The sequence below is a fragment of the Aliiroseovarius sp. genome (genome assembly GCF_030148435.1).
GTDB lineage: Bacteria > Pseudomonadota > Alphaproteobacteria > Rhodobacterales > Rhodobacteraceae > JASBTN01.
Genome location: NZ_JASBTN010000011.1, coordinates 42,935 through 54,911 on the forward strand (window position 1 = coordinate 42,935; position 11,977 = coordinate 54,911).

13 protein-coding genes are annotated in these 11,977 nt (G+C 64.2%); 6 read left to right on the forward strand and 7 right to left on the reverse strand.

The features are described from left to right. Window positions 1-8: 8 nt before the first annotated feature. The 5 genes from Q1V43_RS02525 to Q1V43_RS02545 form a co-directional block, all read right to left on the reverse strand. Window positions 9-1,058 carry a beta-eliminating lyase-related protein gene (locus tag Q1V43_RS02525; RefSeq protein ID WP_300513604.1) on the reverse strand — a complete coding sequence of 350 codons (1,050 nt, stop codon included), beginning with the start codon at window positions 1,056-1,058 and terminating at the stop codon, window positions 9-11. Next, window positions 1,058-1,510 carry a YcgN family cysteine cluster protein gene (locus tag Q1V43_RS02530; protein WP_300513606.1) on the reverse strand — a complete coding sequence of 151 codons (453 nt, stop codon included), beginning with the start codon at window positions 1,508-1,510 and terminating at the stop codon, window positions 1,058-1,060. Before Q1V43_RS02530 ends, Q1V43_RS02525 begins: the two co-directional genes overlap by 1 nt. A gap of 38 nt (window positions 1,511-1,548) precedes the next feature. Continuing rightward, window positions 1,549-2,487 carry a bifunctional riboflavin kinase/FAD synthetase gene (locus Q1V43_RS02535; RefSeq protein ID WP_300513608.1) on the reverse strand — a complete coding sequence of 313 codons (939 nt, stop codon included), beginning with the start codon at window positions 2,485-2,487 and terminating at the stop codon, window positions 1,549-1,551. A gap of 127 nt (window positions 2,488-2,614) precedes the next feature. Beyond that, window positions 2,615-3,058 carry a MaoC family dehydratase gene (locus Q1V43_RS02540; RefSeq protein ID WP_300513610.1) on the reverse strand — a complete coding sequence of 148 codons (444 nt, stop codon included), beginning with the start codon at window positions 3,056-3,058 and terminating at the stop codon, window positions 2,615-2,617. Window positions 3,059-3,148: 90 nt separating this feature from the next. Beyond that, window positions 3,149-4,021 carry a TIGR01459 family HAD-type hydrolase gene (locus Q1V43_RS02545; RefSeq protein WP_300513612.1) on the reverse strand — a complete coding sequence of 291 codons (873 nt, stop codon included), beginning with the start codon at window positions 4,019-4,021 and terminating at the stop codon, window positions 3,149-3,151. A gap of 123 nt (window positions 4,022-4,144) precedes the next feature. On the opposite strand from Q1V43_RS02545, the gene Q1V43_RS02550 reads away from it, so the two are divergent. Next, entirely contained in the window at window positions 4,145-4,579 is a 435-nt protein-coding gene (locus tag Q1V43_RS02550) for a rhodanese-like domain-containing protein (RefSeq protein ID WP_300513614.1), read from the forward strand. 124 nt (window positions 4,580-4,703) lie between these two features. Here Q1V43_RS02550 and Q1V43_RS02555 read toward each other — a convergent pair whose 3' ends face one another. Further along, window positions 4,704-5,624 carry a manganese-dependent inorganic pyrophosphatase gene (locus Q1V43_RS02555; protein ID WP_300513616.1) on the reverse strand — a complete coding sequence of 307 codons (921 nt, stop codon included), beginning with the start codon at window positions 5,622-5,624 and terminating at the stop codon, window positions 4,704-4,706. 100 nt (window positions 5,625-5,724) lie between these two features. Here Q1V43_RS02555 and Q1V43_RS02560 point away from each other — a divergent pair, with 100 nt between their 5' ends. The 5 genes from Q1V43_RS02560 (at window position 5,725) to Q1V43_RS02580 (ending at window position 10,660) form a co-directional block, all read left to right on the forward strand. After that, window positions 5,725-6,363, forward strand: coding sequence for a DUF2161 family putative PD-(D/E)XK-type phosphodiesterase (locus Q1V43_RS02560; RefSeq protein WP_300513618.1), 639 nt, complete (start codon window positions 5,725-5,727; stop codon window positions 6,361-6,363). Between the two features lie 380 nt (window positions 6,364-6,743). Continuing rightward, window positions 6,744-7,031 (forward strand): co-chaperone GroES, encoded by a 288-nt coding sequence (locus Q1V43_RS02565; protein WP_300513620.1) that lies wholly within the window; start codon window positions 6,744-6,746, stop codon window positions 7,029-7,031. 52 nt (window positions 7,032-7,083) lie between these two features. Further along, the gene (gene groL, locus Q1V43_RS02570) at window positions 7,084-8,727 is read left to right on the forward strand and encodes a chaperonin GroEL (RefSeq protein ID WP_300513622.1); all 1,644 of its coding nucleotides are present in this window, start codon (window positions 7,084-7,086) and stop codon (window positions 8,725-8,727) included. Between the two features lie 222 nt (window positions 8,728-8,949). Further along, window positions 8,950-9,774: a DMT family transporter gene (locus Q1V43_RS02575; RefSeq protein WP_300513624.1), complete on the forward strand. Its 825-nt coding sequence runs from the start codon at window positions 8,950-8,952 to the stop codon at window positions 9,772-9,774. Window positions 9,775-9,919: 145 nt separating this feature from the next. Continuing rightward, entirely contained in the window at window positions 9,920-10,660 is a 741-nt protein-coding gene (locus Q1V43_RS02580; RefSeq protein ID WP_300513626.1) for an alpha/beta fold hydrolase, read from the forward strand. A gap of 131 nt (window positions 10,661-10,791) precedes the next feature. On the opposite strand, the gene hemN is transcribed toward Q1V43_RS02580, so the two are convergent. Beyond that, the coding region (gene hemN, locus Q1V43_RS02585; RefSeq protein WP_300513628.1) for an oxygen-independent coproporphyrinogen III oxidase at window positions 10,792-11,977 on the reverse strand (1,186 nt) is incomplete at its 5' end.

Genomic DNA, 11,977 nt, shown 5'->3' on the forward strand with positions numbered 1-11,977 from the left:
GCCGGTGTTCAGCCGTGCACCAGTTCCACGAACCGGTCGATATTCTCATTCGTCGCTGACCAGTCGCAGACCATACGCGCGGTCAGCTCCTCCTGCGGGTTGTCGCCCTCAAGCTGGCCGTCCCAGATGTGATATTTCGCGCCCGCGTCGTGCAGCCGCTGATGGCCCGCCCGGGTCCAGCCGGCGAAGCTCATGTTCGCCTCGGGCGCATGCAGGAAGCGCGCCCCGCCCGTTCCGCGCAACCCGTCACACAGCCGCGCATTGGCCGCATTCGCCCGGCTGGCCAGATCCAGCCACAGGCCACCCTCGAGATAGGCCGCCATCTGCGCCGACAGGAACCGGTGTTTCGAAAACAGATGGGCTCCGCGCTTGCGGCGCAGTTCGAACTCCCAGGCGTGTTTCGGGTCGAACAGCACCACCGCCTCGACCCCCATGCAGCCGTTCTTGGTGCCGCCGAAACTCAGCACGTCGACACCGGCCTTCCAGGTCATTTCCGCCGGGCTGGCATTGGCTGCGGCCAGAGCGTTGGCAAAGCGTGCGCCGTCCAGATGCACGGGCAGGTCAAAGATCTTCGCGATGTCGGACAATGCTTTGATTTCACTGATGGAATAGACCGTTCCCCGTTCCGTCACATTGGTGATCGATACCGGTCCGCGCTGCGGCCCATGCACGCCGCGCGTCTCTTCGCCTTCGATCCGTGCGCACAGCGCATCCGGCGTCATCTTGGCATCCGGCGCCTCGACGAGGGTCAATTTCGCCCCGCCCATGTAGAACTCCGGCCCGTTGCATTCATCTTCGTTAATGTGTGCCTGGGGGGTGCAGAAAACGGTCTGCCAGGGCTGGGTCAGGGTGGCCAGCGACAGCACGTTGGCCGCGGTGCCGGTCGCAACCAGATAGACTACCGCCTCGGGCGCCTCGAAGGTCTCGCGGATCTGGTCGCGCACCCGTGTCATTAGGTCATCGTCGCCATAGGGCATGGCATAGCCGTCATTGGCATCGACCAGCGCCTGCAGGATCTTCGGATGCACGGGGCCGGCGTTGTCGGAGGCGAAATACATCAGTGGTCTTCCTCGATCAAATGGTCTTCCCAGTCCTCTTCCGGGACTTCGTATTCGGGGATGGTCCAGCCCTGGGCCGAGCGTCCCTCACGGTGAATCCGATCAGGATCGCCGCAGACCAGCGGGTGCCAATCGGACAGGGGCTTGCCTTCGTAACGCAGCCGGTAGGCGCAGGAGGCGGGCATGAAATAGGAGCTGGTCTCGATGTTCTCAGGGGTGAAAACGACACAGTCCGGCACCAGGGAGAGCCGGATATCATATTGAGAACATTGGCAGGTTTCCCCATCCAGCAGGCGGCAGGACAGGCGGGTAAAGATGACCTGGCCGGTCTCCTCATCCTCGAGCTTGTTCAGGCAGCACTTGCCGCAGCCGTCACAGAGCGCCTCCCATTCGGGGCGGGTGAGCTGGTCCAGGGGAAGTTCCCAGAACTTGGGGCGGTGCGGCTTTTTCATCGGGGCAGATTACGCCTGGCGGCTGGAAAGGGAAGGGGTTACAGCGCGGCGAGGATTTCGCGTGCCTTGGTACAGTCGGCATCCATCTGGGCGATCAGCCCGTCCAGACTGTCGAAAACCTGTTCGGGCCGCAGGTAATCCACCAGCGCGACTGACAGGTGCTCTCCGTAGATATCACCTATGAAATCAAAGATATAGCTTTCGATATTCGGCTGGTTTTCGCCAAACATCGGACGTGTGCCAAGACTGGCCGCGCCGCCATATTCGCCCGCATGAGGCCCGGTCAGAACCTCGACCTTGACCGCGTAGACGCCGAACTTGGGCAGGTGCAGTCCCATCAGAGACATGTTGGCCGTCGGAAAGCCCAGATCGCGGCCGCGCTGGTCGCCGCGGATCACCTTGCCGTCAATCCGGTGCAGGTGGCCCAGCATGCGTGCGGCGTCGCGGGGGCGACCTTCGGTGAGCGCCCCGCGGATCGCGGTAGAGCTGACTTCGCCCACGTCAAGCTTCATCAACGGAGCAACCGTCACGCCGAATCCTAGTTCGTTTCCAAGCACTTGCAGGTCTTCAGGCGTGCCGGCGCGGCCCTTGCCGAAATGAAAGTCCGCCCCGACGACCACATGTTTCAGACCCAGCCCTTCGACGATCACCTGCTGGGCGAATTCGCGCGGGGAGAGGGCGGAAAGTGTGTCGTTGAAGCTGAGTTCGTAGAGCGTGTCGATGCCCAGTTTCTCCATCCGGTGCGCGCGGGTTTCCGCATTCATCAGGCGAAAGGCCGGGGCCTTGGGGGCGAAATACTGGCGCGGGTGGGGTTCGAAACACATTACCCCAAGTTGCGTGTTGATTTCATTGGCTTTTTTGCGGGCGAGGTCGATCACGTATTGATGGCCGAGGTGAAGGCCATCGAAATTTCCGATCGCGGCGGAGGCGCCACGGTCCCGGGCTTGAACGAACTGGAAGTCTCGAACGATCTGCATGGTCAGGGCTTTGCCCCGCCGAGCCGAAACTTGCAAGTCTTTAAAGGGTCGCGGGGGGGAATTGGCAAACTGTTAAACCCCGCTCGGGGCGGGGTTTAAGGGTGTTAAGGGTCGAAATCAGCGCGGATCAGTCGAACTTGCGCGAGGGTGCGAGCACCTTGGCCTCGCCTTTCAGCACCGGCTTGCCGTCGATCTTGCATTCGGTTTTCAGCGTCACGCGGCGTTTCGGGTGGTCGATCTCCATCACTGTGACTTCGGCGGTGACAATATCGCCCGGGCGCACCGGGGCCATGAAGGTCAGCTGCTGTCCCATGTAGATCGTGCCGTGGCCGGGCAGTTGCTCGCCGATGACAGCCGAGATCAGACCGGCGGTCAGCATGCCGTGCGCAATGCGGCCCTGGAAAATCGTATCGCGGGCGTAGTCGTCATCCAGGTGCACCGGATTGTGGTCGGTCGACACCTCCGCAAACAGTTCGATATCACGGTCAGTCACCTGTTTGGTAAGCGAGCGCATCATGCCGATCTCGAGATCCTCGATACAGATCGTGCCACGGGCGTGATTGTCCAACATCTGATCCTCCGGGTAACAAAAGCACCCTGAGGTGCGTGAATTGGCAACATTATTACTTTGCAGTTGCAGAAAATCAAGCCCTGATTTTCCCTACCTCAGGAAGCCGATCGCATAAGTGGGCGTGACCATTTCCTTTTCGATATAGGCGTTTAGCGCTTCGGGCTCCGGTTGGGTCACGGTTTTCGTCTCGGCGGCGGCCAGGCCACCGGTAATAAGAAGAGAATCAATATCCTCCCCCAGCGCACCGCGGATATCGGTGTGTATCCCGTCGCCGACAGCCAGGATGCGGGCATTGTTCAGATCGCGGCCAAGCGCAGCCAGCCGGCGGTGCGACAGGTCGTAGATCGGCGGATGGGGCTTGCCGAAATAAAGGCTCTGCCCGCCCATCTCTGTATAGAGCGCGGCAATGGCGCCGGCGCACCATTCGCGGCTTTCGCCCCGGTCCACCACGATGTCCGGGTTGGCGCAGAGCAGGGGCAGGCCCTTCTGCTTGGCATAGAGCAGTTGCGGGCGCAGTTCGGCGGGGTCGGCATGGGGGTCGAACGGGCCGCAACAGACGATGCCCTCGGCCTCGTCCAGTGGGGTTTCGCGGATGTCCACGGGATCTTCGATAAGGGCCAGCGGGTCGAAGAAGCTGCGGTCATGCGACTCGCCCATGAACCAGACTTTCGAGCCGATGGCACCGGTGAACATGGCGGCGCGGGCCGAATCGCCGGAGGTGGCGACCGTGTCCCAGCAATCTTCGGGCAGGCCAATCTGGGCGAGCTGCTGCTCGACCGAGGCGCGGTGGCGCGGGGCATTTGTTACCAGAACGACAACGCCGCCTCCGGCGCGGAAGGCACGCAGGGCGGCGACCGCCTCGGCAAAGGGTTCGAGCCCGTTGTGCACGCAGCCCCAGAGATCGCAGAACAGCGCGTCATAGGGTTCGGAAATCTCGGCAAGGGACTGGATGATGCGGGTCATTGGGGGCCTCGGGAACTGCGGCGGGGTTGGGTCGGTGCCCCATCTATAGGGGCTGCGACAGAATTGACCAGTGCACCGGCGCGGGCGCGCCCCTATCTGTTGGGGGGAAGAATGGAGGCTGTGATGTACAGACGTGGATTTCTGATACTGGGCGGGGCCGCAGGGGTGGCCGGCTTCGGGGCGGTGTTGCTGAAGACCGCGCAGGGGTTTGCCGAGGTGGGGTTTTCCCATGTGCCCCTGTCGGTGGACGAGATGCGTGCACGCGGTGCCCTGATCGTCGATATCCGCACCCCGTCCGAATGGGCGCTGACCGGGGTGATCGAAGGGGCGGAACTGGTGACGTTCCAAGGGGCGAGCAGCTTTGCCGGCTCATTCATGGCGGCGCTGGGCGACAAGATCGCGGACGGGCGTGATGTGGTGCTGATCTGCCGGTCCGGCAACCGGAGCCAGACCGCAGCGGGGGCGCTGGCCGGACGGATCCCGAACAAGGTGATCTCGGTCGCGGGCGGCATGAAGCGGCTGATGCTGGAAGGGTACAGGCCGGTGGCGGTGAGCTAGGCGCGCCGCACCCATCGGGCGAATGCGAAGACGGGCCTTGCGCAGCCCGCTTCCGTCAGGCCACTCACAGAAAAAGACCCCGCCGGATCGCTCCGACGGGGCCTTCGTATCGAGGGTATCCCGATCAGACCTTCAGGTTGGGGATGATCTGCTTTTTGCGGCTCACCACGCCCGGCAGGATCACGGCGTCGCCTGTGGCCTCGATGGCGAAGCTTTTCGAGGCCACGGTTTTCACCAGGTCGTTCGGGACCAGCAGGGTGGATTCCTCGTTCAGGATGTCGACGACGAAGAGCAGCACCTGGTCGACGCCATCCTCGGCGGCCACGGACACCATGCTCTCCATCAGGCTGGCCTTGCGATCCAGCACGGTCGCGGGCGAGGTGGTTTCCAGGACCGAGACGCGGAACTTGGTGCCGTCGACTTCGTATTCCTTCGAGTCCATGCGCAGAAGCTCGGCATCCGAGAAGGAGGACACGTCCGACTTGGCCGCGAACATCTCGGCGGCATAGTCCGGGATCGAGATGCCCAGCTCGGTGGCCAGGTGGGTGGCCACTTCGCGGTCACGGTCGGTGGTGGTGGGCGAGCGGAACTCCAGCGTGTCGGACAGGATGCAGGTCAGCATCGCGCATTTGATGTTCTCAGGCATCTTCGCGGCATCGTCGCCCATCAGGTCGAACATGATGGTCGCGGTGCAGGCCACCGGACGGATGGTGATGTCGATCGGGCCCTTGGTCTCCAACCCGCCGACCAGCTTGTGGTGGTCGATGATCTGGCTCACGTCGGCGCCGTTGATATTGGCGGGCAACTCGGCCGGGTTGTTGGTGTCGACGACGACGCAGGGCTGGTCGTCGGCCACGTCGGCGATGATCTCCAGCATGTCGAAGCCCCAGCGTTCGAGCATGAAGGCGGCTTCGGTGTTGGGCTGGCCCAGCAGGACGGGCTTGGCGGGGATGCCTTTCACCTCGTTCAGGTACCAGGACCAGATCAGCGGCGAGCCGGTCGAGTCGGTGTCGGGAGATTTGTGGCCGAAAACAAGCGTGGTCATGGGGTCCATCCGTATCTGGTCGATTTTGCGCGTCTTATAGGCGCGGGGAGGGGGCTTGTCACGGGTGTTCGCGCTCGCAGAAACGGGCTAATGTCCGCCCATGGCAGGGATCAAGGAAACCGAGCTTTACGCCCCCGTGAAAGCCTGGCTGGAGGGGATGGGCTATGAGGTCAAGGGCGAGGTCGGCGCGGCGGATGTCGTCGCCCTGCGCGAGGGTGCGGAGCCGCTGGTGGTGGAGTTGAAGACCGGCTTCTCGCTGACCCTGCTGCAACAGGCCTGCGCGCGCCAGGCGGTGACGGATGCGGTCTATGTCGCGGTGCCGCGCTGGACGGGCAAGGCGGGATGGCGCGCCTTCAAGGGAAACACGGGATTGTGCAAGAGATTGGGGCTGGGCGTACTCTCCGTGCGGCTGAAGGATGGATTTGTGCAAGTCCACGCGGATCCCGGCCCGTACCAGCCGCGCAAGTCGGCGCTGCGAAAGTCCCGTTTGCTGGGCGAATTTGCCAAACGCGCCGGCGACCCGAACCAAGGCGGCACGCGGGGCAGGGTGGTGACGGCCTATCGGCAGGATGCAGAGCGCTGCCGGGACTATCTGGCCGAACATGGGGCCGCCCGCGGGCGGGACGTGGCCAGGGCGACCGGGGTCGAGAAGGCCACGACGATCATGCGGGACAATCATTACGGCTGGTTCGAAAAGGTGGAGACGGGCGTCTATCGCCTGTTCGATGTCTCGGAGTGAGGCTCCGGGAGAATTGATCGGGACCGGTATCCGGTCCTTTCCCCGGTGTGGACGGGCGGGATTCGCAAGGGTGCGCTCATGAACCGGGTTGCGCCAGATATGCGCGCGATATTCGGGGGCTGACGGTCGCGCGCCACGAGGTTCAGGTGGAGGCGCGCGCGGTTGATCCGGGCGTTCGGGGAGCAGAGACCTTCGTTGCGTCGCCGTGTCGTTTCTTCTGTGACCTGACCGTCGGGATCGGTTGCTGCACTGCGGCGGAAAAAGTTTTGGCCGATTTGTTGACAGGCCCAAATCGCCCCCCTAACTATGCGCCGTTAGCACTCGCGCTGAATGAGTGCTAACACCGAATTAACGTAACTGAGCTTAGGGAGTCTCAGACAATGGCATTCACTCCGCTGCATGACCGCGTGCTGGTCCGCCGTGTGGAAAGCGACGAAAAAACCGCTGGTGGGCTGATCATCCCCGACAGCGCCAAGGAAAAGCCGGCCGAGGGCCTGGTTGTGGCCGTGGGCGCCGGTGCCCGTGACGACGATGGCGACCGCATCGCCCTGGACGTCAAGGAAGGCGACAAGATCCTGTTCGGCAAATGGTCGGGGACCGAGATCACGATCGACGGCGAAGAGCTGCTGATCATGAAGGAAAGCGACATCATGGGCGTTCTGTCCTGATCGCCTGCCCCTTCAAACCTGAATATCCAAAGAATTCGTAGGAGACAGCATAATGGCTGCCAAGGACGTGAAGTTCGATACCGATGCCCGCAACGCGATGCTGCGTGGCGTCAACATTCTGGCCGATGCGGTCAAGGTGACTCTGGGCCCGAAAGGCCGCAACGTGGTTCTGGACAAGTCGTTCGGTGCCCCGCGCATCACCAAGGACGGCGTTTCCGTTGCCAAGGAAATCGAGCTGGAAGACAAGTTCGAGAACATGGGCGCGCAGATGGTGAAAGAAGTCGCCTCGCGCACCAATGATGAAGCCGGCGACGGCACCACCACCGCCACCGTGCTGGCCCAGTCGATCGTTTCCGAAGGCCTGAAGCGCGTTGCTGCCGGCATGAACCCGATGGACCTGAAGCGCGGCATCGACCTGGCCACCGCCAAGGTTGTCGCCAGCATCAAAGAGATGGCCCGTGAAGTGAAGGACTCGGCGGAAGTCGCCCAGGTCGGCACCATCTCGGCCAACGGCGAAACCGAAATCGGCCAGCAGATCGCTGACGCGATGCAGAAAGTCGGCAACGAAGGTGTCATCACCGTCGAAGAGAACAAGGGTCTGGAAACCGAGACCACTGTCGTCGAAGGCATGCAGTTCGACCGCGGCTACCTGTCGCCCTACTTCGTGACCAACGCCGACAAGATGATCGCGGACCTGGAAGACTGCATGATCCTGCTGCACGAGAAGAAGCTCTCGTCGCTGCAGGCGATGGTTCCGCTGCTGGAGCAGGTGATTCAGTCGCAGAAGCCGCTGCTGATCATCGCCGAGGACGTCGAGGGCGAAGCCCTGGCCACCCTGGTGGTGAACAAGCTGCGCGGTGGTCTGAAGATCGCCGCTGTCAAGGCACCGGGCTTCGGCGATCGCCGCAAGGCCATGCTGCAGGACATCGCGATCCTGACCGGCGGCCAGGTGATCTCGGAAGATCTGGGCATGAAGCTCGAGAATGTCACCATGGACATGCTGGGCACCGCCAAGAAGATCGAAATCACCAAGGACGAAACCACCATCGTGGACGGCGCCGGTGAAAAGGCCGAGATCGAAGCCCGCGTGGCCCAGATCCGCACCCAGGCCGAAGAGACCTCGTCGGATTACGACCGCGAGAAGCTGCAGGAACGCGTGGCCAAGCTGGCCGGCGGCGTGGCTGTCATCCGCGTCGGCGGCATGACCGAAGTGGAAGTGAAAGAGCGCAAGGACCGTGTGGACGATGCTCTGAACGCCACCCGCGCTGCCGTTCAGGAAGGTGTGATCGTCGGTGGCGGTGTCGCTCTGGTTCAGGCCGCCAAGGCTCTGCGTGACGTGACCGGTGCCAACTCGGATCAGGACGCCGGCATTTCGATCGTGCGCAAGGCTCTGGAAGCGCCGCTGCGTCAGATCGCCGAGAACGCCGGTGTTGACGGTGCCGTGGTGGCTGGCAAGGTTCGCGAAAGCGATGAGGATGCGTTCGGCTTCAACGCTCAGACCGAAGAATATGGCGACATGTTCTCGTTCGGCGTGATCGATCCGGCCAAAGTGGCCCGGACCGCTCTGGAAGACGCGGCGAGCGTGGCCGGTCTGCTGATCACCACCGAAGCCATGGTTGCCGACAAGCCTTCCGAAGGCGGCGCGGCTGCTGGTGGCGGCATGCCCGACATGGGCGGCATGGGCGGCATGATGTAATCCCAAGTCCGCAGGACTTGTGATGCGATAGTGCAAAGGCGCCTACGGGCGCCTTTGTCACGAAAGCTGCCCGGCGACAGGCGATTGGGCCTCTTGGCCCAATCTGCCGAAAGGGTCATCGCCTGACAAAAACGCAAAGGCGTCCCCCGGGGCGCCTTTGTTGCGTTCGGGCCGGGCGGTATCATGACTTCCCCCGGGCGGCCCGGCAGGCTAGCGTCACCCATGCGCCTGATCCTGCTGACCGCCCTCACCATGCTGGCCTTTGCAGCCAACTCGATCCTGAACCGCGCGGCCCTGGCCGGGGGCGAGGCGGGGCCTGCGAGCTTTGCGGCCCTGCGGCTGGTGTCGGGGGCGGTGGTGCTGTGCCTGTTGGTGGCCCTCAGGGATCCCGGGCGGGTGCGGCGGGCGCTTGACGCGGGCAATGCGGGGGCGCTGGCCCTTTATGTGCTGGGGTTTTCCTTTGCCTATGTGAGCCTGGACGCGGGCGTGGGGGCGTTGATCCTGTTCGGTGGCGTGCAGGTGACGATGTTCGCGGGGGCGCTGATCGGCGGTGAACCTGTGCCGCGCGCGCGCTGGCTGGGCGCGGGCGTTGCCCTGGCGGGGCTGGGCGTGCTGGTCTGGCCGGGAACCGGGGTTTCGCTGCCCCTGTCCGGCGTGGCCCTGATGCTGGCCGCGGCGGTGGGCTGGGGCCTTTATTCCCTGCGCGGGCGGGGCGGGGCGGACCCGCTGGCCACCACGGCGGCGAGTTTCCTTCTGGCGGTGCCTGCCGGTTTGCTGGTCTTTCTGCTGCTGCCCGACGGCATGTCCCCGGTGGGCGCGGCCCTGGCCGTGACCTCCGGTGCGATGACCTCGGGGCTGGGCTATGCGCTATGGTACACGGTCCTGCCCGGGCTCGGCGCCACCCGGGCGGCGGTTGCGCAGCTGAGCGTACCGCTGATCGCGGCAGCGGGCGGGCTGGCCCTGGGCGAGGCCCTGAGCGGGCGGTTAGTCGTGGCGGCGGTGCTGGTTCTGGGCGGGGTCGGCCTGTCGTTGCGACCCGGGCGATGAGGCAGCCGCCCTGCGTCATGCACCGGGGCAGAGGCCTCGCGGGCATGGTCGCTCACCGGACGTCACCCGCAGGAACGGGAAGGTTTTTCCAGCCTGTGACGCCCTGCCACTCCCCAAATCCGGGCCGCGCCCCTATCTTGGTGGCATGAAACGTATCCTGGGAGCCCTGATCCTGAGCCTCCTGCCTGTCCCGGCGCTGGCCGATTGCGTGATCCTGCTGCACGGGCTGGCACGCAGCCCGACGTCCCTGCTGGTGATGGAGGAAGCTCTGCGCCAGGAGGGGTATGATGTGGTGAACCTTGGCTATCCCTCGACCGAGGCGCCGATCGAGGTGCTGGTCCAGGCCGCGATCCCCCCCGCGCTGATGATGTGCGGCGACCAGAAGGTGCATTTCGTCACCCACTCGATGGGCGGCATCCTGGCCCGGGTCTGGTTGCAGGACAATCGCCCGGCCAAGATGGGGCGCGTGGTGATGATGGCGCCGCCGAACCAGGGCAGCGAGCTGGTGGATGCGTTCGGCGACATGGAGCCGTTCGAATGGCTGAATGGACCTGCCGGATTGCAATTGGGAACGGGGGATGACTCCGTACCGAAGGCCACCGGTCTGCCTGCGTTCGAGCTGGGCGTGATCGCCGGGAACCGGTCGATGAACCCGATCTATTCGGCGATGATCGAGGGCGAGGATGATGGCAAGGTCAGCGTGGAAAGCACACGGATCGCTGGAATGACCGACCATATCGTGCTGCCTGTCACCCATACGTTCATGATGGTGAACCCGCTGGTCATCGCCCAGGTGATCGGTTTTCTGGAAAACGGCAAGTTCGAACAAGGGCTGACCCTGGCCACGGTGCTGGACCGGATCGCGCGCGAAGCCGGGTATCGCTGAACCCGGTGCGCCCCGCCCGGCGGGTGTCATTCCCCGCACGCCGGGCAGCACAGGGGCGACACGAAGAAACGCCCCCGAAGCCAGGCTGCGGGGGCGTATCCGTTTCTGCTCGATTATCCTTGTGAGCGGGATCAGACCGCCTGGCTATGTCCCGAGGCGTTCATCTCGTAGGCGTCGAAATGGCGTGCGATGATGCGGGCCAGCGGCTTTGCATGCTCCTTGATGGTCAGGACGCCGTCTTTCAGGGTGGTGGTGTCCGGCAGCGCCTCTTCGAGGCCCGCGCACATCGCCACAAGCTCGTCGAGGCTGGCATCCAGCTCACGGGCAACCTGGTTCAGGTCGGCGCGGAAGTCGCAGAGGATCAGTTCGATGATACGGCCGCGCAGGTGGTCGTCGCGGTCGAACACGTGCCCCCGGGCCGAGGCCAGTTCCCCCGCGCGCACGCGGCCCTGGTACTTGCCGGTGGCCGGTTCGTTCTGCGCAAAGCCTTGCGGGTAGCGGCTGATCGAACTGGCGCCGACACCGATCAGCACTTCTGACTTGTCCTCGGTATAGCCCTGAAAGTTGCGGCGCATGGTGCCGTTCTGATGGGCGATTTCGAGCCCGTCGGAGGGCAGGGCGAAATGGTCGATGCCAATCTCGGCGAACCCGTCGGCGAGGAACAGGTCGCGGGCGGTGTTGAACAGCTCCAGCCGACCCTCGGGCGAGGGCAGCGCTTCGGTCGGGATCAGGGTCTGGCGCTTGGCCATCCACGGCACATGGGCATAGCCGAACAGCGCCACGCGGTCCGGGCCCAGCGACAGGAGCTTCTGCACCGAATCGGACATGCGCGCCCTGGTCTGGTGCGGCAACCCGTAAAGGATGTCCGCGTTCAGCGAGGTGATGCCGCGTTCGCGCAGCCCGTCCACCGCGTCCTTGGTGATCTCGTAGCTCTGCGGGCGGCCGATCACTTCCTGGATCATCGGGTCGAAATCCTGCACCCCGATCGAGGCACGGGTCATGCCGGCGGCGGCGAGCGCGTCGAGCCGTGCCTCGTCGATCTCGTTCGGGTCGATCTCGACCGAGAACTCGGCGTCATCGCTCATGGTGAAATGCTGGCGGACGGCATTGGCGAGGTCGGTGGTGGCCTCGGGGCCGAGGAGGGTGGGCGTGCCGCCACCCCAATGCAGGCGCGCGACCTCGACGCCCTCGGGCAGGAGCGCGCCGACCTGGGCGATCTCCTGTTTCAGGGTGGCGACATAGGCCAGAACGGGGTCGTCGGAATTGACGCCTTGCGTGCGGCAGGCGCAGAACCAGCAGAGTCTGCGGCAGAACGGC